Consider the following 26,366-nt stretch of genomic DNA (forward strand, 5'->3'; position numbering starts at 1 on the left):
GAAAAATCATGGTAGTCGAGTATTTTATCAAAATTGTTATCCCCATCGTGTTCTCTGCTTTTGTGGCAGCTTTCGGTTGGTTTGCATACGAGATCGAAGGCGCAGTGGTCGCTGGTGTATCTTCTCTAGTGATCTCTGCTATTTGGACTTGCTATAGCTGGTTCATTTCAACAAGACATATCCTAAAGCAAAATTTAGTGGCTCGCCGTAATGCAATGAAGGCAAAAAGAGCAACACTTAAAGTCGCTATATAAATCGTCTTGAACCAACAAAATCGTTAATATGATTTAAAAAATAAGGCAGTCGAAACTGCCTTATTGGTTGGCTATTAACTCTCTAACGCTGGCAGTGGTATGTCTGGAAGTTGTTCGCCAGCTTCTAGTAGCTTATGCGCCTCGATGATCTTGTTCCATAGGCTTTCAGCAGAAATCACCACTAGCAGGTTGTGTTGACCATTATCTGACTCTACTTTTGTAATGCCTTCTGTCGTGGTATTGGCATTCGCAAAGATAGTGGCCATGGGTTCTATGCTTTCCAGCACGATCGCAGGGATTTCGCCTAGCGCATTGACCAATATACCAAAGTGGGATGATTCAGCAGTGCGTTGTATGACGACGACTTGTTTGGAATCGGTTGGTGTATTGTCTTCTGGTGCGCCAATCGCGCGTGCAAGATTGACGACGGGTATCACTTTCCCCTGATGCTGCATGATGCCTTCCAGAATTGAGGAGGTATCAGGCAGACTCTTTATCTGGTTGGTTTGTATGGCTTCGATCACTTGCGTTGCAGGCAGACCCAGCCATTGGTTGCCAACATAGAAGGTAGCGAATTCTTCAGCATTTTCTGCTGAAGCGTTAGTGGTGGTCGGTTTGAACTGGTTATGCTGGAACGCATACTCTGCTTCAATGATCGCATCGATCTCGGCTGCGATTCCCAATGGGATGAATATCAATGCAGTGATCGGGTTTTGATAGGCGTCTTCAGGCCCTTTAAATTCTCTATAGCCTGATGATGCGCGGGCACCAACCGCATAGTAACGACCTTCATAGATGGCGATATCAAAAGCGGCTTCACCCGGGGCAAGCTTGCAGAGATGTGCCTGTAATGTGAATTGGCTACCTACCTTAAAGGCTGGCATGGTCGATGATATGACTTGCTGATCACCATCTACATATAGCGTAAAGCTGCCGATGATAGGCTCACCGTTGGCATCGCGTGGCAATGAGTCCTCAAGCATAGCCGAGAATTGTGGCGTGCTATCGAACACAATGCCGATGCCGCCGACGACTTGATTATTCTCTGCGCGAATTGCCGCGGAATAGATGTAAGTCGGCTGGTTTTTATACAGCGGCGAGGGCTCAAATTTTGATACTACATAGTCTTGCGATGAGCGCAGGCTACGTGTGCGGTTGACCCATTCGGCATCCATCGTCGTGCCGACAAAGTGCTGATAGGATGAATTTGAGACAGCCAGAATCTCACCTTGCTTATCGAAGACTACCAAGTTTGAATACACCGTATACAAGTTATTGATGTAGACGAGTACGCGCGCGATATTTGCCTTGTCATGGTCCGTAATCTTCGGTTTTGACAGCAATTGTTGAAAAGTCGCTGTCAGCGCCCACCATCTACAATCGTTCGCACGTTCGTAGAGGTTTCTGTCCATGATATCCACGGCAAGTGACGCAAAGAAACGCGAGTTCTCCAGCATGACGGATACGACTGTCTGATAGAGGTCCGATACGGTTTTTTCAATCACATGCTGGGTTTTAAAGCCGGTATTACTGATCTCCCAAAGTAGCATCTTTGAGAAATTAGTCTGGTGTGCAAGGCCGTTAGAGTTACGTTTTTGCCAGATATTGCCGTTCCATACGGACTGATTAAGTTTGCTTTGGATCGTAGCGGCCTGTTTCGGTATCTCGAGCAATGTTTGCGAAAATAGCAGGGGGCTACGCATGACTTTCTTGAGTAGCTTGTTGTCAATGTTGTTGATGATGGACGAGATGTCGTCATCGAACGCATGCTCCAGTGGAATCATGGCGTGACCTATCCACCCCGGCCCCATATAGCCTTGATAGCCTTTTGTGTGCTTGGTCACAGCAAGATACTCTCGCCCTGCAAAACGGGTGATTATCCAATCGGCATCCCCGGCTTTTTCCAGTTTTGCGCCAATCGGTATCTGATAGCTATCACTACTTGCGATCACGCGACCATCTTGATCGAGTAGTAACCCAACCGCCCATTCCTGTTGGGTAATCAGTTCTGCGAACACGCCTTCCATCTCATTTTTAAAACGGAAGCAGAGACACAGAACACCTAGTGCCTCATTGCTATTGTCGCGAGTGACGCGGAAAGCGTAAACCAAGCCTACATCTTGATTGGGTAGCAAATCGGTTTTTCTGAAAACCTCGATATACGCGGCTTCGGTATGGATTGATTCCTGCACCAATGGATCGTGAATCACCGAGATGGGATTGTTTTCGTCCAACTGCACCAAAACATTGCCTTCAAGATCTAATAAAACGATATTGAAATAGACTGAATATTTTTTTACGTACTCTTTAAATCTGTCTTTAAGCGCCTCGTAATCGTCATCATCTGCCATATCCTCGGCATGTTTGATGAGAAATCCGCTGACATTGTCATCGGTAGCCAAAAAACCGATATCGGCTGTGCGCTCAAATAGATTGCGTACGACGATGTCTACTGCCACTTGGGCTTTGACAGTAATTGCCGTGACTGTTTTGTTGAGGGTTTCTTCTGCGAGGCTATCTAACACGTTGTTTGTGACTTGGCTGAAGGCAAGCCGAGTCTCGTTCATATCGGTGCCCGTGCCTGATAGCTGGCCTAGGAGGGAGAGGTTATCCCAAATACTCTGAAGCTGATGGAGTGATTCTCGGTAACGGTTCAGGCTCACCATTTTGGTGACCATATTATTTTGCTTGCTAGATTTATTAGGAACCGATGTATCCATATATTGATAGCCTAAAAAATGTTTATTTATTTTATATCAGCAAGGATTGTGCCGTGATAACTGAGCGCATGATTCGATTGGGCAACGAGCGCTAACAATGCTAAAATCAGGCTTCTTAAGCGTGATATCGTTAAAAAATTAGTAATCTTTAAAATTAGGATAGATATATGAGTCAAATTACTGTTGAGCATAACCCAAGCGAAGAGAAGCTGAAGCAATTGGGCGTTTCTGGTTGGTCAATCTGGGAAAAAGAAGTGTCTAAGTTCCCACTGAATTTCGGTGCTAAAGAAACAGCCTACATTCTTGAAGGCGAAATCGTTGTTACCCCTAAAGGCGGCGAGCCAGTACGTATCGTTCCTGGTGATTTCGTTGTATTCCCTGAAGGTCTTAAGACTGATTGGGAAGTGGTTAAGCCATTGCGCAAGCACTACAAGCACGGTTAATTGTTTCTTGCCATCTGTGATGATGGCTTGAGCAAATAAAAAAGCATCCCCGCGTTTAAAAGGGATGCTTTTTATTTTGCTTAGAGATTGAGCGTCAGTGCGGTCTTATTTCAAAGCGACCACAGTTTTAGGTGGGAACTCTTTCAGTGCACCTTTTTTGAACTCGCGTGATGCGGTTTGGTAATAGGCAATCGCTTCATCCAATAATTGCTGATTCATATCAGTCTTTTCAGCGTCAAGCGTTACAGGGTCGATCTTGAATGCCTCGGCTTTTTGTTTTGGCGATAACACGATCAGGGTGTTGTCTTTATAGTAACCAAGCTCCTGATAGTTACTGATGAATGCCCGCGCAGGCGTATTTTGCGCTTTGAATAAAGATTGCCCGAAAAACGTATCATCGCCTTTAACGCCGACAAGATCGATTAAGGTTGGCGCAATGTCGATCTGGCTTGCCATGCGCTTGTAGGTGCCAGCTGCCAACATATCGGGCGCATAAAAGATCAAAGGGATATGATATTTAGCGACTGGTAGTTTGGTCTTGCCAGCAACAGATGCGCAGTGGTCGGCTACGATGACGAATAGCGTATCTTTAAACCACGGTTTTGTTTTTGCATCTTCAATGAATTTTCCTAGTGCGTAATCCGTATATTTAACCGCGCCGTCACGGTTACCTTGTGGCATATCGACGCGACCTTCCGGGAAAGTGAAAGGGCGGTGATTGCTGGTAGTCATCACATGGGCGAAGAACGGTTGGTTTTTTGCGAATGATTGATCCAACGTTTTTAGCGTATGGTTGAAGAGGCTTTCATCCGCAACGCCCCATACATTCTCGGCGGCGATCTCATCGGCATTAAAGTCGGTGCGATCGATGACTTTGTAGTCGTTGCCCCTGAAATAGGCATTCATGTTATCGAAATAGCCGTAGCCGCCATAGATGAAGTAGGTCTGATAACCTTTGGCTTCCATAAACTCACCAACGGTCGCTAGGTGATCGTTGTTTGGCCGGTGTACGATTGCCTGGCCGGGAATTGGCGGTGCCCCAAGGGACAGTGCATCCAAGCCTCGCACGGTACGAGTGCCGGTAGCGAACAGGTTTTCGAATTTAAGGCCTTGGGCAGCTATTTTATCCAGGTTAGGCGTTAAATTATCTTTGCTGCCATAAGCACCAAGGTATTCAGCAGAAAGGCTTTCTACCGAGATGAGGACGACATTCTTAGGGCGGCGGGTGAATGGGCCGATCTCTTCTTTCTCGGTGAAATTGGCTTTCATGATGTGGCGTGTAATATTTGTAAGTGGGGTGCGAGTCACACCTAGTGATGCCAAGGTCTCATCGGCCTTGTTTTGATCCATGGTCTGGTAGAACTTGTCATAATCCAGCTCATTACGGCGCATGGCGGCTGCCAAGGTAAATAATCCGTTACCTGACAGCTCGTTGGCATAGGCATTATTGGTCGCTTGGGCTTGATCAATATTGGCGACGTTGTAACTTAATGTTGGTAGGATCATTGCGACTGCCAGTATCGCAAATCGCTGTTTATAAGTGCGAGGCGCGTCAGAGAATCTGAAGTATTTACGTAGTACCAAAACCAGCACAAGTGAAAATAGCCCAATACCTGCCATGATCAATGGCACAGGATAAGATTCGCGGATATTACCAATCACTTCATTCGTGTAGATCAGGTAGTCAACAGCGATAAAGTTAAAGCGGGTAGTGAATTCTTGCCAGAAGATGAATTCAGAAATTACCCCGAATAATAAGCTGAATGCGATCACCCAAGCCAATGTCCAGCGGATGATGTGGCTAGCCTTGCTTACGCGCCAGCGGTTTGGCAGTAGTGTTGAAAGAATAAGAAATGGGGTAATCAGGTAGGCGAGCGTCCAGGTATCGAACCATGCGCCTAAGCCTAACGCTGCAATTGATGGCGCAAACCCTGTTTGTGCGGGGCCAACGTTAAACCATAAAACGAATCTTAATATTAACCAGAAGCTGACAGCGATAAGTCCGATAAGGGCAGCAAATAAAATCGGCCGTTGCTTGGTGGTGTTGGCGGTAGGTGAGTTCAAACTATGCTCCATGAAATACTTAGATGAAACAATAGATTGCAACTGACATGCCAACACTATTTTATTTTATAACTATATGATAATTAAAAATATTATGTATTTTTTGGTTGCCTGCAATATCTGCACAAAAACGATTTACTGCAATGGAGAATGACAAATTTTGCAGGGTTTACTCGGAGGGTTGGTAATACTTCGCGAATTGCCGGGAATAAAAAAAGGAGCTATCGCTCCTTTTTTTGAATGGCATTTGCTGATTACTTCACGCGATTTCTGTATTCGCCAGTGCGGGTATCGATTTCGATCTTGTCACCAGTAGCACAGAACAATGGCACAGGAAGCTCAAAACCTGTGGCGATCTTGGCTGGCTTCATTACTTTACCTGATGTATCGCCTTTGACTGCTGGCTCTGTGTAGGTGATCTCGCGGACTACGGAGTTAGGTAAGTCAACGGAAATAGCTTTGCCATTGTAAAAGCGTACTTCGCATTCCATGCCTGCTTCCAGGAAGTTCAGCGCATCTGTCATGTTTTCAGCTTCAACTTCATATTGGTTGTAGTCTGCATCCATGAATACATATAAAGGGTCTGCAAAGTAAGAGTAGGTGACATCTCGTTTTTCGAGCACAACGACTTCAAACTTGTCGTCAGCTTTGTATACAGATTCGCTCGGCGCTTCAGTCAGCAGGTTCTTGAACTTCATCTTAACCACGGCTGAGTTACGGCCAGACTTGTTGTATTCTGCTTTTTGAACAACGAGTGGGTCATTCCCAATCATTATCACGTTGCCTACGCGGACTTCCTGAGCTGTTTTCATGTGCTTAATCTCTATATTGTTTTATATGGCCGTCTCGCGGCCTGAAATTGGGTACCTGAATACTTATGGTACGGTCTAAAAAGCCCATGATTATACGCGATTTTTGTATAAATTGACCAGCTTGCTAGCCAAGTCATTTTGTAATGCTAGTGTGGTCGAGAATGCATCGCTGTGGCTGCTTAATTCAGGCAGACGCTCAAGTATGTTATGCAGATTATTCTCTGTGAAATCTGAGTTGGGGCTAGACCATGCTAAATACGCTGCGCGCAAAATCTCTAAAGTTTCGGGAGATAAGTCTTTCGCATATAGCGTTAAAAATGCCTCAAGCTTATTGAGATGGGCATCTTGTTCTTGTTGGTATGGTTGCCATATAAAAGGCTTGGCTGCCAAAATTGCACGAATCCAGCTATCTTCACCGCGTACGAAATTGAGATCGCATGCCCACAATAATCGGTCGTAATCGTCTTGCGATAAAAATGGCAATATATGCAGGTGAAGGGCGCCTTTGCTTAGCATCATCCCCACTTCTATATGTGGTATATCGAAATATTGCTGCATGATCGGGGCTAAACCGTTACCGGGCACAAAACATGAAATGGGGTGAGGGGATGTTGCAAAGCTATCTAGCAACTTCGTCACTGGCGCATGTGGGTAGCAGAAGAGTGAGACTTTTGTTTTAGGTTCATCCCTGATATTCAGGCTTTGCCAAAAAGTGGCTTGCATTTCATTGGATAGTTGAAATGTGCTACGTTGATCGCTTAAATTTTTCTCGCGTATTAGCCCACCTGTATTTTCCGTAAACCCCGGAAAGAAGAAATATTTAGTCAAAGGCAGAGTGGGGTGCTGCGAGGGTTGTGCGTGAAAATCCTCTACCCATGCTTCAGCAGATAGATATTCAAGGTTGATCCATAGCGGCTGAGTGGTCACCATCACCTTGATATAGCTTTCTGGCAACTCGCAGCCAAAAGCTTCAATGACTATTTGTGGGATATGGTTATCTGTGAAGTTTTCTTGCCAATGGGCAATCTCAATTTCATTAATTATTTGAGCGTCGACGTTGCTATCAATTTCAGGAATCAGTCGTTTAGCGATGTGCAGATCATCCACCCATAGACGGGTTTTCCAACCATATTCTTGGCTGAGCTGTTTGGCTAATCGCCAGCAGATGCCGATATCGCCATAATTATCGACGATGCGGCAGAAGATGTCGCAGTTTGGGTTGGTTTGCATGCGTTTAGGCAGGCGGCTGGTAGCTTACGCTAATGACTTCGTATAACTCTTCACCTGCTGGTGTGGCTACTTTGACTTCATCGCCTATCTGTTTGCCAAGTAAACCACGGGCAAGTGGAGATATCCAACTGATGTAACCTTTACCCGGGTCAAGCTCGTTCTGACCGACGATACGATAGTGATGCTCTTGCTCACTATCTAATGCATAAATTGTGACCCATGCGCCAAAGAATACGCGCTCAAGGCTTTGCTGTCTTTGCGGGTCTACCACTTCGGCAAGATCCATGCTTCTCATGAGAAAGCGCAAACGTGAGTCTATCTGTCTAAGCCTGCGTTTACCGTAAATGTAGTCACCATTTTCACTGCGGTCACCATTGCTGGCTGCCCAGGAGACATCGCGGACCACATTGGGGCGTTCGACTTTATAGAGTTGATCGAACTCTGCCTTAAGAATGGCGTAGCCTTCTGGCGTAATATAATTTTTCTGGTCAGCCATATTGATGTGTGGATATCGGGTGGATTTTTGGATGCAAGGTAGGCGTGTAACCGCTAAAAGTCAACAAACAATTTGCAATGGCTACGGCTTGCTGATGTGCTGTGAGTCGGATAAGCTCAGGGCTGGGACGGCATCTTCTAAAAATAAAATAAAGGGAGTTTTATGATGGTTGAATCAGGTAAATCCACACCTGTTGTATTCACGGGGAACGGTACGGAATACTTTGGTATCTGGATCGTCAACTTATTGCTTAGCATCATCACTTTGGGTATTTACTCGGCATGGGCAAAGGTGCGGCGTAAAAAATATTTTTACAACAATACCTTAATTGATGGGGTCGGTTTCGATTATCACGCTTCGCCGATCTCTATTCTCAAAGGCCGTATCATTGCTTTTATTCTTTTTGTTATTTATATCGGTAGCCAGAGTATTTCCCCCATATTTAGCGGCGTACTTCTGTTGTTGTTCTTTGCTATATTGCCTTGGTTGGTTGTGCGCACGACTTTGTTTAATGCGCGTAATTCAAGCCATCGTGGGTTGCGATTTGATTTTTCCGGTAAGCTCGGTAAAGCCTATGCCATCATTTTAGGCTTGCCTGTGGTGATGTACGCTTTGATCGGTGCAATATTCTTTTTATCAGTGATCCCTTATATCGGGCCTGAAAAAACGCCAGATATGACGATGGTGCGCCATGTTGTGGTTGCCTTGGTGCTTGCTGTCATCATTGTTGCGGCATTGATGCCGCTGTTTTTCTACCTGTTGAATAAATATATGGTGAATGGCCATCGTTTTGGCATTACAAACTTTGATATGCGTGCCAAGCTTGGTAGTTTCTATGCCGTTTATCTCAAAATGTTTCTTGTTGGCATAGGCATGGCACTTTTTGTCGCTGCATTAGCAGGTGCAGCCGCAGCCATTACACATTACGCGCCCTCAGCTGTTTCAGGAGCAATGAAAGCGTTGATCTTCGTGGGCGTTGTTCTGGTGTATGGGGTGATCCTGCTCGTACCTAGCGCATACCTAAAAGCCAGGTTAGGTAACCTGATTTGGAATACCACTTCTCTAGATCATCTTTCATTCAATAGTACATTGCAGGCAAGAGGCTTGATCTGGTTGTATTTCAGCAACTTCATTTTTATCCTGATTACTTTTGGTCTTTTTACGCCATGGGCCCATGTCCGCATGATCCGTTATCGTATCGAACACTTGGAAGTGTTAGGTGAAGCTGACCTTGACCGTTTTGTTGGAGATAAAAAGGCACAGGTCTCTGCAACAGGTGAAGAGATCGCTGATTTCTTTGATGTCGATTTAGCTTTTGGCTGATGGAATTCCAAGCCGATTATTTTGACGGTATCAGTCCGCGCGCCAGAAAAGTCCTTGTCACAGTTGGCGAGCGGACGATTTCTTTTATTGATACTGATATTGACGCCGATGGCGAGCAACAAGTCACTTTAGATTTTTCTGAAATCCATTTGCAGAGCCGCTTAGGCAAAGCGCGCCGTGTGATTGAGTTGGCTGACGGCAGCAGGCTTGAATCTGACGATATCAATGGATTCGATGCTGTTTATACTCGCGGAGTGCAATCTACATTCCGGCGCTTACTACATTACTTTGAAAATCACTTGGGCTGGGTCGCGGCAGCATTGTTATTGACCATTGCCTGTGGTTGGGGATTCATCAAATATGGTGTTCCGGTCATCGCGGAGTATGTTGCTTATGCCACACCAATTGAAACCGAGCGCAAGATGGGTGAGCAAGTGCTGGCTGGCATGGATCACCAGTATGGCTACTTTAAGCCGAGTGAACTTAAGCCTGAAAGAATCGCTGCCATCAAAGAGGCTGTCCATCATCTCTGTGACAAACAGCGTGAGGCTTGTCCTGATTATCGATTGGAGGTCAGGAACGGCGGCGTGATCGGTGCTAATGCATTTGCTTTACCTGGGGGTATCATCGTATTGACCGATGCGCTGGTTGACATGGCAAAGTCTGACGATGAAATCGTGTCTGTGCTTGCGCATGAGATCGGGCATGTGAAAAGACGGCATGCTTTCCGGCAAACATTGCAAGGAGCCCTTGCAGGGTTGATCCTCGTTGCTGTGACGGGGGATTTTGACTCATTTGCATCTGGTCTTCCGGCGATACTATTGCAGCTTAGCTATTCTCGCGACATGGAACGAGAGGCTGATTACTACGCGCTTGAATCTATGCATAGTGCATGCATTCAGCCACATGTGTTTATTGATATTCTGCAAAGATTGTCCGCGCAATCAGATTTTTCTGTGCCGGAGATCGTCTCATCACATCCTGATACCAATGCACGTTTGAAACCTTTTAAGGTGGAGTGGCTTGACTGTAAATCCTAATGGCTAGTGATGATTTTATGATTGTTTGCTCAACTGCACGGCTAGCCAATGGCTTGCGCTGGGTGCATGGCGCCGAGCAAGTCGCACAAGGTCAGTCGCAATGGCAGCCACTGCCAGCACTTACCTTGTCCCAGTGGCTGGATGGCCTGATCGAGCAGTTAGTGCTGCAAGGTGATATTCCCATTGAGCAATTGCCGCGCAAAGTGCTGACCAACGCGCAGGAACGAGTGCTGTGGGAGCGAGTGGTCGAGCGCATGCTGGATTCTGATGTTGCTTCGTTATTCGATTTATCTGGCCTTGCTGCTTCAGCGGTAGACGCGAATAGCCTGATGCAGGAATGGGATATCGTCATCCAGTCGGCCAACTATGCAGAAGAGGTTGAACAGTTCCTCAAGTGGCGAGATGAGTTCCGTTGTCAATGCAAGGCGGCTGGCTGGCTGGAACCTACACGGTATCTTGATTGGCAGATTGCGCATCTACCTGAAGATGTTGATAAGTTGCCTGCACAATTGTTCTATGCGGGCTTTGATCGTATCAGCCCGCAGGAGCAACGTTTATTCGATACCTTAAAATCACGAGGGGTAGCGGTTGAGCCGTGGCAACATTTGCATTTAGCGCCTGCCATTTCTGTAAAAGCAGGGTTGGCTGACAGCAATGCCGAATGTCGTGCAGCCGTATGCTGGGCTGCGGCCAGATTGGCTGAGAATCCACAGGCGCGATTAGGTATCGTCGTGCCGGAGCTGGATCGTTTAAGGCCATCATTGAGCGCGTTGCTTGATGATGTCTTTCATCCAGCGACGGTTTCTGCAGGCTTCGCTGAGACGCCACGTGATTATGATTTTTCACTGGGCGCGCCACTATCGCGTCATCCGCTGATTGCAACCGCGCTCGACATCCTAAGGCTTGCGGCCAACCGACGAAATGTGAATCAACAAGACTTTTCACGCATACTGCTGCAGCCGTATTGGGCAGCTGGATTTACAGAGGCTGATGCGCGTGCCCAGCTCGATGCGGCTATTAAGGCTCATCTGCCTATCAATATTACCTTAGAGCGCTTACTGCAGTTTACAAAGAAATATGTTGGGCGAGGTTTATTGCTAAATGGCTTTTATACGGCTCTCAAAACTTTGTTTGATGCGCTGCTTAACCTGCCTGTTCGCCAGTTGCCATCCGCTTGGGCGGTTTCGATATCTGCTTTACTTGCACAAGTTGAATGGTCAGCCGAAAGACCACTATCTAGCCATGAATATCAGGCCCGCAAGAAGTTCAATGAGGTGCTTGCTACACTAATCGATTTTGATCTTCTGTTGGGTAGTATCAGTTTTTCGCAAATAGTGCAGCGCTTAAGTCATCTATGCAATGAGCACGTATTCCAGCCAGAGACTGAAGGCGATCCACATATCTTTGTGATGGGCTTGCTGGAAACAGTCGCCAAGCCTATGGATGCGATATGGGTGATGGGCATGAACGACCATGTCTGGCCGCCGCCTGCGCGACCTAACCCCTTGTTGCCCGCTGCATTGCAACGTACGGAGCGTGCACCGGCTGCCGATGGTAACGTGCAAGCAGCGTTTGCCTTGAGCATACATCGCCGTTTGTTATTGAGTGCGGCAAAAATCGTATTCTCATATGCACATAAAGATGGTGAACGTGAGTTACGCCCAAGCCCTTTGATACTGGGCATAGAAGATATTGAGGTTTCGCCAGGCAAGTCTGCCACCCTTGCCGAACAGCTAGTGCTAAATAAGCAGGCGAAAGAATGGATGGACGACCACACTGCGCCGCCTGTGACAATAGGTGAGAAAGTGAGCGGGGGTGCCGGGCTGATTCGTGCACAGGCACTTTGCCCGGCATGGGCCTATTATCGCTATCGCTTGGGTGCTCGCCGACTGGAAGAACCAGTCGAAGGTTTGGATGCGATGGGGCGCGGTAACCTCTTACATGCGGTATTGCAAAGCTTCTGGCAAGGTCATGATTCAGCTTACCTGCATGATCTTGATGATATCGCATTGCATTCTGCGATTGCCCGCGCTGTGGATGACGGTGTGGTGAGATTCAGCGAGACATTAGAAGAACCGTTACTGCCTAATTTCTTAGCACTTGAAAAACAGCGCCTGCATCAGTTGGTTGAAGCTTGGTTGGCCTGTGAAAAAGAAAGGCACCCATTTGCTGTGGTGCATTGTGAGCAACGAGTCACCTTGGATGTTTCCGGTATGAGTGTCCAATTGACCTTGGATCGTGTCGATAGACTGGAAGATGGGCAGCTAGTCGTGATCGATTACAAGACTGGCACCACGGTAAGCCATAAAAGTTGGGCGGATGACCGTATCGCTGAGCCGCAATTACCTATCTATGCCGCAATCGCGCTTTCTGGCGAAAAGGTTGCTGCGGTTTGTTTCGCCCAAGTGCGGGCAGATGTGCAAAGATTTGTCGGCGTGACAGCCGAAAGCGATGTGTTGCCGGGAGTCAAGTCCTTGCAAGAGTCGTCTAAGCTTTTTAGCCCGGCGTCTTTTGCAGATTGGGATAGCTTATTGGATCACTGGCGAACCAGTATCCAGCAGTTGGCTAGTGAGATCATCTCAGGTGAGGCTGCCGTGACATTCTCGGATGAGGATGATCTGCGTGATTGCGACGTTAAACCTTTGCTAAGGCTGCCAGAAAGACAATTGCAGCAGGAAAAATTGATCGGGGCCGATACGTGACCACGCCTGATCTTTTGCAGCAAGATGCCCTCAATCGTGAACGCGCATTAGCGTTATCGTCATTTATAGTGGAAGCCCCCGCAGGCGCAGGTAAGACCGAATTGCTGACGCAGCGTTATCTTGGTTTGTTGGCCGTGGTCAATGAGCCGGAAGAGATCGTGGCGATCACCTTCACCAATAAAGCCGCAGCCGAGATGCGTGGACGTGTACTTGGCAGTCTGCAAGATGCTGCTGACGCAGCGCCGATCACACAACCGCATAAACGCAGGACACGAGAGCTGGCCTTGGCAGCACTTGGTCGATCAGCTTTACATCATTGGGATCTGCTCGCACAGCCTGGTCGGCTGCGTATCAATACCATCGATTCTCTCAGTAGTTTACTGGCGCGCCAGATGCCGCTCATGAGTCGCTTCGGATCACAGCCAGCACTGATCGATGATGCCACTGCACTGTATCAGGAAGCCGCTAGCCGTGCGGTTGCCATGCTGGAGCTTGAAAACACTGCCGGAGATGCGCCTATCAAAGCGGCATTGCAATATTTTGATAATGACGCTGGGCGTCTGACCCAGCAACTTGCGACCATGCTGGCAAAGCGTGACCAATGGCTGCAACATACCGGACAATCTGTGCAGGATGAAGCCCTTGCCGCATTGCGCTATCTGGTGGAGCTTGATATTCGTAGCGCCGCAGTATTGATCCCTGAATCCGTGCAAACAAAGCTTATGCCTATCGCGCGTTATGCGGCGAGTCATCTGCCCTGCGAACATTGCGTTTCACTATTGTTGGATTGGGAAACGCCTATCCCCGCGACACTTGAAGCCCTGCCGATGTGGCTTGCCGTATGTGATCTTTTACTGACCAAAGATGGGGATTTCCGTAGGGAAAAAGGCATCAATATCAAAAATGGTTTTCCCGCGACAGAGGAGGGGAAAACCTACAAGCAGACCTTGCTTGATGTGATGACTATGATTCCCGATGCCACGGCATTAGCTACTGTGCGTAAGTTACCGGATTTACGTAATAGTGAAGAAGATGGGCGTATGGTCGGCGCGTTGGCTAGCTTATTAAAACTGGCAGCCGCGCATTTAATTACCGTATTTCAGGAGTCTGGTGAAGTTGATTTTGTGGAGGTTTCGCAACGTGCATTGCAAGCGCTAGAGGACGATACTGGCCCCACAGACTTGGCATTACGGCTGGATTACCGTATCCAGCATTTGCTGGTGGATGAGTTCCAAGACACCAGCCCGACACAAGTGGCGCTACTGCAAAAACTGACCGCAGGCTGGCAGGCGCAAGATGGCCGTACATTATTCTGTGTGGGCGACCCCATGCAATCTATCTATCGTTTTCGCAAAGCCGATGTCGGTTTGTTCTTGCAAGTTGCAGCGTTCGGTATCGGCCATTTATCTCTAGAAAAGCTCTATCTCACCCGCAATAATCGCTCATGCCCTGCGGTGGTCGATTGGATCAATCATACGTTTGCCAAGGTGTTCCCTCTAAAGGATAGCGTGACACGCGGCGCTATCAGCTATCGCGAGTTTGCAGCCACGCGATCAAGCATGGAGGGAGAGGGCATCGAGATACATCCGGTCATTGCAGACCGGGATGCCGATACAGAAAATATTGCGCTAAGTGAAGCGCAACAAATTGCAGATATCATCGAACGTGAGCATGCCGAAGATGCAAGTCGTACGATTGCTGTATTGGTGAGGGCTCGCAGTCACTTGCATGCACTGGTCGCTGAGATTCGGCGCAATAGGCCTGGCCTTAAGTTTCAGGCAGTCGAGGTCGAAGCATTAGCTGATCGACAAGGGGTGCAGGATATTCTGGCCCTGACACGTGCTTTATTGCATCGTGCCGACCGTGTTAACTGGCTTGCCATCCTGCGCGCACCATGGTGCGGGTTGACGCTTGCTGATATGCATCTGCTTGCTGCCGATGACCATCGATCGACCATCTGGCAATTGATGCATCAGGCTGAGCGGATTGCAATGCTTAGTCAGGATGGTCAGACAAGGTTGCTGCATATTCGCGACATCATTGCGGAAGCTTTTGCCTACCAAGGACGGCAATCCATCCGGCGCTGGGTGGAGTCTGTTTGGCTCAAGCTTGGCGCGCCTGCATGCCTGTGGGATGAAGGTGATGTACGTGATATTCAGGCATTTCTTGACCTCATTGAAAAGCTGGATAGTGCTGGCAGGTTCGACATCACGGCGCTAGAAGCGGAGATGGCGCATCTATATGCAGCGCCTGACGTACATGCTGATGGTTGCTTGCAGTTCATGACAATCCATAAATCCAAAGGGCTTGAGTTCGATACGGTAATCTTACCCGGTCTGCATCGCCAGCCTAATAATCGTGATGCACCCTTGTTGCTTTGGGAAGAGGTTGCGATTGACGATGCAGAGCCCCAGCTAGTTGCCGCCGCATGGCGACCTAAGCATCTGCGAGACGAAAATCCCTCAGCCTATGATTATCTTCAGCGTTTAGAGCAGGAGCGCAGTCATAACGAATCTGCACGTGTGCTATATGTGGCAGCTACTAGGGCTATTCGATGCTTGCATTTGGTTGCCGCAGTCAAGCCCGATAGCAAAAACGAGATCAAACCGCTTGCCAATACCTTTTTGGAACTGCTCTGGCCTAATGTTGGCGGCGAATTTTTGCGTCAGGCTGAGCAAACCCAATCTATAGAATCTCATGATCCAGCACTCGCCGAGCAGGTACATGCTACTGATAGCATTGGTTTTATCCCCAAACTGATTAGATTGCAGTCGCCACGCATCGCTGAGGTATTGATGCACGATGCAGAGCTTAAAGTGAGAGTGAATTACAAGACCAATACGCCTGATGATGAAAGCCCGCTGCAATTCGGTAAACGCTTGGATGCTAGTATTGGTAGCCTAGCTCACCGTTATGTTGAGTTGATCGCTAAAGAGGGTGTGGATGCCTGGCCAGTGCATCGCATTGAATCTTTATCCTCAGTAATGCAATATTGGCTTACCGCACAGGGGCATAGCCATGAGGCGTCAGCACAAGGTGCTACCTTGACTATTCAGGCGCTCATTACTACGTTGAATAGTCAGCATGGGCGCTGGATTCTACAAAAACGTGATGACAATGCCGCTGAGCTTGCTATCAGTAGTCTTGGCAGTAATCTTGATAAACAGCTCCTTGCAACGCATATCATTGATCGTACATTTGTTGAAGATGGTCAGCGCTGGATCATTGATTATAAATCCGCCGCCATGGCTGGCATGAATACAGAAAATCCGGATTCACTAAATCTGGATTCACTAGCCGAGCAGTACCGACCTCAGCTCGAACGGTATGCTGCGCTCTTTAAGAATGAAGGCTTGCCAGTGCGTAAAGCCATCTTCTTCCTAAGTTTAGGCCGTTTGGTAGAGCTTGATTAAGTAGTCTCTTTGACCGATTTGAAGTGTCGGCGTACATACCATACTGCAAATACCAACCCCACAACAGCAATCACATAATGGAATTCGTGAAAGTACACTTCCAGACTTTTCCAATGTTCGCCGAGCTTCATTCCCGCGTAAGCAAGTGCCGCGCACCAGATCAATGAACCTGTGAAGGTGTAGATGACAAATCGTGGCATGTTCATTCTTGCAATACCGGCAGGAAAAGCGATGAACGTTCTTACCACAGGCAAAAGGCGGCCAATAAAGATAATCACCTCGCCATGTTTTGCGAATACCTTGTCAGCAAACTGTAAATCGTGATGAGAAATCAACACCCACTTGCCATACTTCTCAATCAGGGTTCTGCCACCATAGGCACCCAAATAATAAGCTGGAATAGAGCCGATCACACAACCGACTGCACCTGCCAAAGCAACCCCCCATAACGTCAGATCCCCAGTAAATACAAGGTATCCCGCAAATGGCATGATGATCTCAGAGGGCAGGGGGATGCATGCAGATTCAATCGCCATCAACAAGGCGATGCCGCCATAACCTAGTGTTGAGATCGTGACGATGATCCAGCCAGCCACGAGGCCTATTAACTTCTCCAGCATGATGCTCCCGAATATGTGGTCGTGATGAAAGCCGCTATGGTAGCGGCTTATAGCCATGAATGCCAATCCTGATTCCATGATTCAAATAGTTCTGGCATAGCCATTGCATATACCTATGCAATTAAATAGTACTTAAATTATGGGATCATTCATGAAGTTCGGAAAAGTCTTAACAGTTGCTGCCTTATTTTTTGCAAGTCATGTGTATGCTGAAACTATCGATCTAGGCGTTGCTAAAAATTACAACGCATTTGTCTTTAATAACTATCAAACAAGTGGCGGTTGGAGCAGTATCGCTGGAGCAGTCGCGGTTGGCGGCAATGCCAATGTATCCTCCTCTGGCATTGGCAGTTCAGCCACTAATGCTTACGGCTTGGTAGTTGGCAATAATCTTACTAAGTCATATGGTAATGTAACAGGTCAGACTTGGGTAGGCGGCACACTCACTGCACCTCAATATGACGCATACAACAATTACTCACATGCTTCTGCGCCCATTGATTTTTCAGCAACTAAATCATCACTGGTGAACTTGTCTAGCAGCCTTTCTGCGCATTCTGCAACGGGTGCAGTTGAGTATAAATACGGATCAAACGGCTACTTAACAGGTACTGGGTCTAATGTTGAGTATTTCACGCTCTCTGGCTCTGCGTTGTCATCCATTACCAACTGGACCTTCAATAACATCCTGACCGATGCAACATTGATACTGAATATCTCAGGCACCAATATTTCCCTCACTGGTGGATGGTCTGGTTTTAGTAGCTATAACACCCTGCTGAATTTGTATGATGCAACTACAATCAATCTAAGTGGCATCAACTTAAGCGCAAGCGTATTAGCTGTTGGCGCTACTATCACGGGTGGTAACGGTACTGTTACCGGCACGGTAATCGCCAATAATTGGGATAACTCTTTGACATTAGCAACAGGCAATTCATTTGATGCTGTGACTGTTACTAGCCCAGTGCCAGAACCACATACCTATGTGCTGTTGTTGATTGGTTTTGGCATGATGCTGTTTTTCTCACGGTATAGAAAACCACATAAATCAAAGCTAGTAAATATCTGATTTTGTAATTAAGCCTTAATAAAAACGCCGCATGTTTAACACAAAGCATGCGGCGTTTTTATTTCTTGGTATATGGGCTAGATATCTAGATATAAGTGAGTTAAATCACGCACTTCTATAAGAAAAACGATTAGAATTCAAGAAAATATAAAATAACAATAACCTTACTAGGAATAGTCCGTGCCCACATTTATCAGCAACTTTTTATCTTCTGATGCAATAAGGGAAGCCTTCGGAGGCATAGATGCTGTTGACGAGCAAATGGAGTCGCTTGGTGAGGCTCTTGATATTGCTTTCAGCGATGAATATCTTGGACCAGCATATGAAGTGGTGCCATCGTCAATATTGGCTTCAAATAATGCTATGAGCGGCAGGCTTGTTAATGGGGATTCATTCAATATAACTGGTAAAGAGTTGCTTGCTGACTACCCACATATATATAGTTTTATTTACAGATTTCACCAAGGAGGTTCGGTCTCTTTTTCCGGAGATATGAGCTATTACACTAATCCCAATAACTTGCCAGGCTATGAAAATACTTTTGATGGCTATGTGTCAAAATTAATTATTGAGAGTGGGCAGGGCTCTAAAGTAACTTATATTGGCCGTGGAAACATTGAAAGTAATGGGGATATTAATGAGTTTGTAGCAACCAGTATGCAACTCCAGATAGGCAAGCTTTCTTTGGTTGTAAATGGAGAAATAAACCTCTCATTTGTTGACGATATTGATGATGTTTCAGGAATTGTGACTGGCTTTAATCTCACTTCAGGAAAATACAGCTTCTCAATGTCAGGTTTAGTGCTAGATGCTGTGGACTTTGACGCTTACTCCGAATCAGGCTTTGATTTTCTTGATAACTTGCTTGCCGGAAATGATACTTTAGACGGCAACGTTAGTAATAATATGATTTATGGCCTTGTGGGCGATGACTCCATTAACGGCCTAAGTGGTAACGATATTCTCTATGGGGGTGAGGGCTCAGACACACTTGTAGGCGGAATAGGCAACGACACGTTAGATGGAGGCGATGGTGATGACTCTCTAGTAGGTGGTGCAGGCAATGACGTCTATATCGTCGGTGAGTTTGGCGACATCGTTGATGAGACAATTTCAGGATCGAGCGGTCTTGATAGGGTAAAGCTTGGTAGCACTTACGATATGACGCACTATGATCTCACAGACAACGTTGAGAACCTAGATGCCAGTGCTGTCACGACAGTCTGGCCATCAACTTGGCTGGAACTTTATGGTAATAGTCTCGCAAATGTCATCATCGGTAGTTCGAGCAATGACTATCTGATCGGTCTTGATGGCAATGATACCCTGATAGGCGGTGCTGGCGACGACATCCTCTTAGGTGGCGCTGGTGTCGACAATCTCCAAGGGGGCGCCGGAAATGACACCTACAACGTCAATCTCAAAACAATAGGCACAGGCGTCAATATTACTGCCGCACTGGAAGACACCATCACGGATACAGCAGGTACAGCTGACACCCTTGTTCTGTTAGGAGGTTTAGGTGCCAACAAGACCAGTACTATCACTCTGGTCGCGGCACTAGAGAATCTTGATGCCTCTAGCGCTGAAGTGAATAACACGATTGTGGGTGCAGTAGCCCTCAACCTTACAGGTAATGCATCAAACAACGAGATCATCGGTAGTAACGGCAAAAACACGATCTTGGGATTGGCTGGCAATGACACCATCGATGGTTTAGATGGAGATGACTCTATTGATGGCGGGGTTGGTAATGATTCTCTGTCTGGTGGTGATGGCGATGATACCTATGTCGTAGCCTTGAAACTGCAAGGCAGTGGCGCAGGGGCTAACGTCATTATTGAAGACACCATCGATGAAGCGCTTGATGAAGGTAGGGATACGCTAAGACTGGCAGGATCAGCCAAGCTAACGAATGCTTCCACCATCGAACTCACAGGTGATCTTGCCAATATCGAAAACATCGATGCCAGTTTAACGGGTTCCACCCTACTTAACCTCATCGGGAATGGATCAAGCAACTACCTGATTGGCAATAGTGCTGCCAACTGGCTTGATGGCGGTGATGGCGACGATACGCTTGATGGAGGAGGCGGAGCCAATACCATGATTGGAGGTTTCGGTAACGACACTTATGTTGTCAACAATGCCAAAGATGTCGTATTTGATGGTGTGAACCCTAGTATTTTGCGATTATCTATCGACTCGCAAGGCAATGAAGCCAACACGGGTGGGTTCAATGCAATATATTCGATAAATGATAGATATGTGATCTTCGTAAGTGGTGCTAGTAACTTGGTATCAAATGATAATAATCTGAGTGCAGATGTCTTTATTAAAGATATTCAAACTGGAAATGTTACTAGGGTATCAACTAATTCGGCTGACCAAGAGAGTAATCATGTATATGATGCCGTTCCTGAGCTTGCAATCTCTCTCGATGGTAAGTATTTAGTATTCTCTACCACTGACACAGGATTAGTTAATGGTGATGTGAATGACACAAGAGATATATATTTAAAGAACTTACAAACAGGCGAGATTAAACTAGTAGATGTATCTATAAATGGGGCTCATACCGACTCTCATGGATATGAAAGTTTTAACCCCTCTTTTTCTCCCGACAGCAAGTCAGTTCTATTTTCTAGCTTTGATCCTTTATTAGTCAATAACGGGAATGCTAGCAATGTAGGTGTTTATATTAAAAACATTCAGACTGGTGCTGTAAAGCTTGTTTCAACCAATTCACTTGGTGATTCTGCTAATGATGCAACATATGCATACGGATATTCAAGTGATGGCAAAAAGATTTTGTTAGTAAGTTCCGCTAATAATTTTACTGTTGGTGACAGCAATGGTTTTCAGGATGTCTTTATTAAAAATCTACAAACTAATGCTGTTCAACTAATAAATACTGATAAAAATGGGAATCAAGCAAATAATCATAGCTACAATCCACTTTTTTCAAAAGATGGGAATTACGTAGTTTTCGAAAGCCTTGCAAGTAATCTTGTTGAGGAATACACGGATTATGGAAAGCTGCAGATTTATATCAAAAATCTGCAAACAGGCGATATTCAATTAGTATCTAAGAATGAGTTGGGAGAGGCTGGATATGGAGATAGCCTAAATGCTTCGATTTCATCAAACGGCCGTTATGTCGTTTTCATGAGTTCTGCCAGTAATTTAGTGGTAGGTGATACAAATGGCATGTTGGACGTATTTGTAAGAGACTTATACACAAACGAAGTCAAGCGTATCTCAGTTAGTTTGAATGGGCAGGAAGGTAATGGAGATAGTTATACAAATTCTGCCTTGCTAGGCGGCAGTACATTTTCTAGTGATGGTGGCTATATACTATTTCATAGTAATGCTTCTAATCTGGACGCATCGGATAATAATTCAGTGGCGGATGTTTTTCGCGTCGCTAATCCATTTCTAATAGCGGATGGTATAGATATTGTGATTGCCGCTATTAGCTATACATTGGGTGCAGATATAGAAAACCTCACTCTAAGTGGCACTTCTGGCTTAAGCGGTCGTGGTAATGATTTGGATAACGTCATCACGGGTAATAGCGGCGCCAACAAGCTGCAAAGTCTGGTGGGTAACGACACGCTCTTAGGAGGAGCTGGTAGCGATACCTTAGATGGTGGTTTAGGAATTGATTCGATGGAAGGTAGTGCAGGCAACGATGTTTATATTGTTGACGATATCAACGACCTAGTCGTAGAAACTGATGTCAACAGCAAGAGTGGGGGTATTGACACCGTCAGAATAGCCAATACTTTTATTGGCGCATATTATGCTCTCATTGCCAATGTCGAGAACCTCGATGGTAGCGCCTATATTTCAGGCATCGACCTCCGAGGCAATGGGCTCGTCAATACGATTACAGGCGGTATCGGCAACGATACGCTCGCAGGTTCTGCATACGAAACTGATCAATATATCAATGATGGCCTAGTCGACACATTCAAAGGAGGTAAAGGTGATGACACCTATCACGTATTCCTCCAAACAACAGGCAGTGCCAACAAGGCCACTGTTTCCATACAGGACAGTATCGTCGAATCAGCCAACCAAGGTACAGATACTGTCATCCTGCATGGAAGCGACAATAATACGCTGACCAAGGCCAGCAAGATCACCTTGACAGCCAACCTAGAGCACCTAGATGCAAGCGATACTGATAGTACATGGCTCAACCTCACAGGCAATGTCGCAAGCAACCAGATTACTGGTAATGACGGACATAACATCATTCTTGGGCTAGGTGGCAATGATATCCTCTACGGCGGGAATGGTCATGACACGCTAGATGGAGGTATAGGAAATGATGTGCTTAATGGAGGTGCCGACGATGACAAGCTTATTGGAGGCCTCGGAAACGATACCCTGACGGGTGGCAATGGGAGTGATATCTTTCTCTTTAATACAGCCCTCAACGCAACGACCAATGTAGATACAATTACTGACTTTACAAGTGGGGAGGACCATCTCTATCTAGATAATGCGATCTTCAAAAAACTGACAAATGAAAGCGCATTGAGTGCAGATAACTTCTATGTCGTCGGCTCAGGAGCGCAAACAGCGCATCAATTCATTATCTACGATGGTGCGAGTGGTAATCTGTTTTATGATGCGGATGGAAGCGGCTTATTAGCACCAGTTCTATTCGCTAATCTTGAGTCAGCCCCAGCATTGACTGCTGGCGATATTCAAATAGTCTAACTAGAAAAGGCTTGTAAGTAAAAGTTAGCTTAGCTCTTTTAACAGGGCCTCAATAAAATCAGCACGTAAAGCTATCTCTTCAAGTCCTATGGTAATGCGTAGCTTATCTGGCCCATTCATCCGGCATCTTCGGTCACGTTGCAGCATCGCTACGAGTTTTGTAGGGTCTAGCTCGCTATTTTGATTAAAGTGTAGCTGAATCGCTGAATCGCTAGCGTCTATCTTATTGATACCTAGTGGTTTAGAAGTGATGCGCAATCGATGGCAGGCTATCAGCGTTTCACCTTGTTCTGGCAGCAAGCCAAAGCGGTCGATCAACTCTTCCTGCATATTATCCAATTGATCTTCGTCAGTGCAATTTGCTAGGCGTTTATATAAAACTAAACGCTCATGCACATCTGGGCAGTAGTCGTTTGGTAGTAGGGCAGGTGCATGCAGATTAATCTCTGTCGTCACACCTAATGGCGATGATAAATCCGGCTCTTTACCTTCTTTTAAGCGCTTTACTGCATGGTTTAGCATCTCAGAATAGAGAGTAAAGCCAATCTCCTGCATTTCGCCGCTTTGGTTATCGCCTAATAGTTCACCTGCACCGCGTATTTCCAAATCATGCATGGCTAAATGGAAGCCTGCGCCCAAGTCTTCAAGCAACTGGATGGCGTCCAGACGTTTTTGTGCTTGTGGTGTGATGTTGCGATCCGGGTCGGTCAGTAAATAAGCATAAGCCTGATGATGCGAACGCCCTACGCGGCCGCGTAGCTGATGGAGCTGCGCCAAACCAAACATATCTGCGCGATTCATGATGATCGTATTGGCGGTTGGTACATCGATACCAGTTTCGATGATGGTAGTACATAAGAGTAGGTTAAAGCGTTGCTGGTAGAAATCACGCATCACATGTTCCAGCTCACGCTCGCGTAATTGGCCGTGTGCGATGCCGATACGTGCTTCTGGCAGAATACGCTCCAGCTTCTCTTTCATGACAAAGATGGTATCGACTTCATTATGCAGAAAATAGACCTGACCACCACGTTTGAACTCACGCATGGCGGCTTCACGGATAATACCTTCTGAATAGTCCGTAGCAAATGTCTTGATGGCAAGGCGTTTCTGCGGTGGTGTACTAATTACGGAGAACTCGCGCAAACCTTCCATTGCCATGGATAATGTGCGTGGAATTGGGGTTGCAGTCAGCGTCAACACATCGACCTCGGCACGCATGGCTTTGAGCTGTTCTTTTTGGCGAACACCGAATCGGTGCTCTTCATCCATGATGACCAAGCCCAGGTTCTTGAACTTGATGTCTTTCTGAATCAGCCTATGGGTACCGATGATGATGTCTATGCTGCCATCTTCCAGCCCTTTCAATGCTTCAGCTTGTTCTTTTGCGCTGCGGAAACGTGAAATCTCGGCGATCTTGATCGGCCATTCAGCGAAGCGGTCATTGAAGTTGTTGAAATGCTGTTCTGCTAGCAATGTGGTTGGTACCAATACAGCGACCTGTCTACCACCCATGACCGCGACAAACGCAGCACGCAAGGCGACTTCTGTTTTACCAAAGCCCACATCACCACAGACCAGTCTATCCATTGGGCGGCCCGATTGCATGTCACTGATAACCGCTTCGATGGCGGAAAGCTGATCGGGCGTTTCCTCGAATGGAAAGCCTTCCGAAAAGGCTTCATAGTCTTGTAGGCTGAGTTTGAATGAGTGACCACGTCTTGCCGCACGTTGTGCATAGAGGTTAAGCAATTCAGCGGCGGTATCACGTATCTGTTTGAGGGCTTTTTTCTTGGCTTTTTCCCAATGTCCGCTACCTAGGCGATGCAAGGGCGCTGATTCTGGCGGGCCACCTGAATAGCGTGAGATCATGAATAGTTGTGAGACAGGCACGTATAACTTGTCATCGCCCGCATACTCAAGCAGCAGGAACTCTGTCTCGCCTTCACCGAAATCCAGATTGACCAAACCACGGTAACGACCTACCCCATGCTGCTCATGCACTACTGGGTCGTTTTCACGGAGTTCGGAAAGATCTTTGAGCATGCCTTCTGCATTACGCGCTTTTTCTTTTTCGCGGCGGCGCTGCTGGCGTACTGTGGCAGCATATAGCTCGGCTTCTGTGATTAACGCAAAATCGTCAGTGATAAATCCGGCATGCAATGGCGAGATGCCAAGCATGACATGCGCTTGGCTCGCTTGAAAATCAGCCCACGTTTCACCTGTTTCTATACTGATCTGATGATCTGTAAGTAACTGTGAGATGGTTTCTCTACGACCAAGACTCTCTGCCGCAATTAGGATGCGACCTTTAAATTTTTTAAGGAATGATTGCAGTTTATGCAGAGGTTGCTCGGCGCGTCTCTCAATATCTAATGCAGGCAAGCTCTTGATTGAATTATCGATAGTGATCTGCAGGCGTGCATATTTGTGTGTCTGGCTAAAAAAGTCTTCGGCTTTAATCAGGAGCGTCTCAGGTTTGACGATAGGGCGCTCGACATCATGTGCTAGCAGGCGATATCGCGATTGCGCTTCATGCCAGAAACTTTGCGCTGCAAGATCAAGGTTGCCATGCAGACACAGGATCGCATTGTCCGGGATATAGTCTAAAAATGCAGATGTCTGCTCGAAGAATAAGGGGAGATACCATTCGATCCCGCCTGTGGCGATACCTTTGCTGACATCTTTATAGATACGGCTGCGTGATGGGTCGCCCTCGAATGTTTCGCGGAAGTTTTGCCTGAACCGGCTGATGCCATCGTCATCCAGTGGGAATTCACGGGCAGGTAATAAGCGAATCTCGTTGACCGGATAAAGGCTACGCTGATTATCGACATCAAATGTGCGGATTGTTTCGATCTCATCATCAAACAAATCCAGACGATATGGCAGGGCACTACCCATCGGGAATAGATCGACCAAGCCACCACGCACACTGAATTCACCAGGGCTCATCACTTGGCTGACATGATGATAACCCGCTTCTGCACATTGCTTACGCAGGGCATCAAGGTCTAACTTTTGCCCTTTTTTCAGCATGAAGGTATTTGCCGCCAGATAGGCTTGTGAAGGCAGGCGCAATAATGCGGTACCAGCAGGCACAATCACAATATCGCATGCATTCTGGTTGATCTGATAAAGCGTGGCCAACCGCTCTGATATTAGATCAGGGTGCGGCGAAAAATGGTCGTAAGAGAGTGTCTCCCAATCAGGCAGCAGATTAACGACGAGCGATGGTGCGAACCATGGGATTTCTTCAAGCAGGCGTTGGGCATCAAACGCGCTGGCGGTGATGATGACTAAAGGCTGTTTTTTTGAGCCAGCAGATTGCTTGGTCAGCGCGAGCGCGTAGTTGGCTAATAAAAGGCTGTCTAAGCCGTTGGATATAGGCGAAACGCGTTCAGATTGCCCTTGAGCTGGAATGGGCAGGGAATGCTGCATCA

At 46.8% G+C, this 26,366-nt stretch carries 15 protein-coding genes; 8 read left to right on the plus strand and 7 right to left on the minus strand.

The features are described from left to right. Positions 1–8 precede the first annotated feature (8 nt). Positions 9–254 carry a hypothetical protein gene (locus tag A7981_RS04885; RefSeq protein WP_067264777.1) on the plus strand — a complete coding sequence of 82 codons (246 nt, stop codon included), beginning with the start codon at positions 9–11 and terminating at the stop codon, positions 252–254. A gap of 74 nt (positions 255–328) precedes the next feature. Here the strand turns inward: A7981_RS04885 and A7981_RS04890 are convergent, their stop codons facing one another. Further along, complete coding sequence (locus A7981_RS04890) at positions 329–2,932, minus strand: chemotaxis protein CheW (RefSeq protein WP_067266574.1); 2,604 nt, start codon at positions 2,930–2,932, stop codon at positions 329–331. 209 nt (positions 2,933–3,141) lie between these two features. On the opposite strand from A7981_RS04890, the gene A7981_RS04895 reads away from it, so the two are divergent. Beyond that, positions 3,142–3,417: a cupin domain-containing protein gene (locus tag A7981_RS04895; protein ID WP_067264780.1), complete on the plus strand. Its 276-nt coding sequence runs from the start codon at positions 3,142–3,144 to the stop codon at positions 3,415–3,417. Positions 3,418–3,522: 105 nt separating this feature from the next. On the opposite strand, the gene A7981_RS04900 is transcribed toward A7981_RS04895, so the two are convergent. From A7981_RS04900 to greB, 4 genes are all read right to left on the minus strand, one after another. Next, positions 3,523–5,481, minus strand: a complete 1,959-nt coding sequence (locus A7981_RS04900) for an LTA synthase family protein (RefSeq protein WP_254258501.1) — start codon at positions 5,479–5,481, stop codon at positions 3,523–3,525. A 254-nt stretch (positions 5,482–5,735) separates the two neighbouring features. Continuing rightward, on the minus strand, positions 5,736–6,293 hold the full coding sequence (gene efp, locus A7981_RS04905) for an elongation factor P (protein ID WP_067264786.1): 558 nt from the start codon (positions 6,291–6,293) through the stop codon (positions 5,736–5,738). Positions 6,294–6,383: 90 nt separating this feature from the next. Next, complete coding sequence (gene earP / locus A7981_RS04910) at positions 6,384–7,523, minus strand: elongation factor P maturation arginine rhamnosyltransferase EarP (RefSeq protein ID WP_067264789.1); 1,140 nt, start codon at positions 7,521–7,523, stop codon at positions 6,384–6,386. 4 nt (positions 7,524–7,527) lie between these two features. Then, entirely contained in the window at positions 7,528–8,019 is a 492-nt protein-coding gene (greB, locus tag A7981_RS04915; protein ID WP_067264793.1) for a transcription elongation factor GreB, read from the minus strand. A gap of 162 nt (positions 8,020–8,181) precedes the next feature. Between greB and A7981_RS04920 the strand changes: the two genes are divergently transcribed. From A7981_RS04920 to A7981_RS04935, 4 genes are read left to right on the plus strand one after another with little or no spacing between them, the layout of a single operon-like run. After that, positions 8,182–9,342 carry a YjgN family protein gene (locus tag A7981_RS04920; RefSeq protein ID WP_067264796.1) on the plus strand — a complete coding sequence of 387 codons (1,161 nt, stop codon included), beginning with the start codon at positions 8,182–8,184 and terminating at the stop codon, positions 9,340–9,342. Next, positions 9,342–10,382, plus strand: coding sequence for a M48 family metallopeptidase (locus A7981_RS04925; protein ID WP_067264798.1), 1,041 nt, complete (start codon positions 9,342–9,344; stop codon positions 10,380–10,382). The genes A7981_RS04920 and A7981_RS04925 overlap by 1 nt, the downstream gene beginning before the upstream one ends. After that, positions 10,382–13,084, plus strand: coding sequence for a PD-(D/E)XK nuclease family protein (locus A7981_RS04930; protein ID WP_067264801.1), 2,703 nt, complete (start codon positions 10,382–10,384; stop codon positions 13,082–13,084). The genes A7981_RS04925 and A7981_RS04930 overlap by 1 nt, the downstream gene beginning before the upstream one ends. Beyond that, on the plus strand, positions 13,081–16,497 hold the full coding sequence (locus tag A7981_RS04935) for an exodeoxyribonuclease V subunit beta (RefSeq protein ID WP_067264804.1): 3,417 nt from the start codon (positions 13,081–13,083) through the stop codon (positions 16,495–16,497). Before A7981_RS04930 ends, A7981_RS04935 begins: the two co-directional genes overlap by 4 nt. Here the strand turns inward: A7981_RS04935 and A7981_RS04940 are convergent. Continuing rightward, positions 16,494–17,117 (minus strand): DedA family protein, encoded by a 624-nt coding sequence (locus A7981_RS04940; RefSeq protein WP_067266577.1) that lies wholly within the window; start codon positions 17,115–17,117, stop codon positions 16,494–16,496. The genes A7981_RS04935 and A7981_RS04940 overlap by 4 nt on opposite strands. A gap of 151 nt (positions 17,118–17,268) precedes the next feature. Here A7981_RS04940 and A7981_RS04945 point away from each other — a divergent pair, with 151 nt between their 5' ends. Together A7981_RS04945 and A7981_RS11990 are read left to right on the plus strand one after the other, a co-directional pair. After that, positions 17,269–18,189, plus strand: coding sequence for a choice-of-anchor A family protein (locus A7981_RS04945; protein ID WP_067264808.1), 921 nt, complete (start codon positions 17,269–17,271; stop codon positions 18,187–18,189). 180 nt (positions 18,190–18,369) lie between these two features. Next, positions 18,370–22,923, plus strand: a complete 4,554-nt coding sequence (locus A7981_RS11990; RefSeq protein ID WP_067264810.1) for an S-layer family protein — start codon at positions 18,370–18,372, stop codon at positions 22,921–22,923. 24 nt (positions 22,924–22,947) lie between these two features. Here the strand turns inward: A7981_RS11990 and mfd are convergent, their stop codons facing one another. Then, positions 22,948–26,364, minus strand: coding sequence for a transcription-repair coupling factor (gene mfd / locus A7981_RS04955; protein ID WP_067266579.1), 3,417 nt, complete (start codon positions 26,362–26,364; stop codon positions 22,948–22,950). Positions 26,365–26,366 lie beyond the last annotated feature (2 nt).

This window comes from Methylovorus sp. MM2, assembly GCF_001648895.1.
Lineage (GTDB): Bacteria > Pseudomonadota > Gammaproteobacteria > Burkholderiales > Methylophilaceae > MM1.

Excerpts from the sequence above, each read along its gene's own strand:
- A7981_RS04885 (WP_067264777.1), top strand. The coding sequence starts at position 9 with ATGGTAGTCGAGTATTTTATCAAAATTGTTATCCCCATCGTGTTCTCT.
- A7981_RS04890 (WP_067266574.1), bottom strand. The coding sequence starts at position 2,932 with ATGGTCACCAAAATGGTGAGCCTGAACCGTTACCGAGAATCACTCCAT.
- A7981_RS04895 (WP_067264780.1), top strand. The coding sequence starts at position 3,142 with ATGAGTCAAATTACTGTTGAGCATAACCCAAGCGAAGAGAAGCTGAAG.
- efp (WP_067264786.1), bottom strand. The coding sequence starts at position 6,293 with ATGAAAACAGCTCAGGAAGTCCGCGTAGGCAACGTGATAATGATTGGG.
- earP (WP_067264789.1), bottom strand. The coding sequence starts at position 7,523 with ATGCAAACCAACCCAAACTGCGACATCTTCTGCCGCATCGTCGATAAT.
- greB (WP_067264793.1), bottom strand. The coding sequence starts at position 8,019 with ATGGCTGACCAGAAAAATTATATTACGCCAGAAGGCTACGCCATTCTT.
- A7981_RS04920 (WP_067264796.1), top strand. The coding sequence starts at position 8,182 with ATGATGGTTGAATCAGGTAAATCCACACCTGTTGTATTCACGGGGAAC.
- A7981_RS04925 (WP_067264798.1), top strand. The coding sequence starts at position 9,342 with ATGGAATTCCAAGCCGATTATTTTGACGGTATCAGTCCGCGCGCCAGA.
- A7981_RS04930 (WP_067264801.1), top strand. The coding sequence starts at position 10,382 with ATGGCTAGTGATGATTTTATGATTGTTTGCTCAACTGCACGGCTAGCC.
- A7981_RS04940 (WP_067266577.1), bottom strand. The coding sequence starts at position 17,117 with ATGCTGGAGAAGTTAATAGGCCTCGTGGCTGGCTGGATCATCGTCACG.
- A7981_RS04945 (WP_067264808.1), top strand. The coding sequence starts at position 17,269 with ATGAAGTTCGGAAAAGTCTTAACAGTTGCTGCCTTATTTTTTGCAAGT.
- mfd (WP_067266579.1), bottom strand. The coding sequence starts at position 26,364 with ATGCAGCATTCCCTGCCCATTCCAGCTCAAGGGCAATCTGAACGCGTT.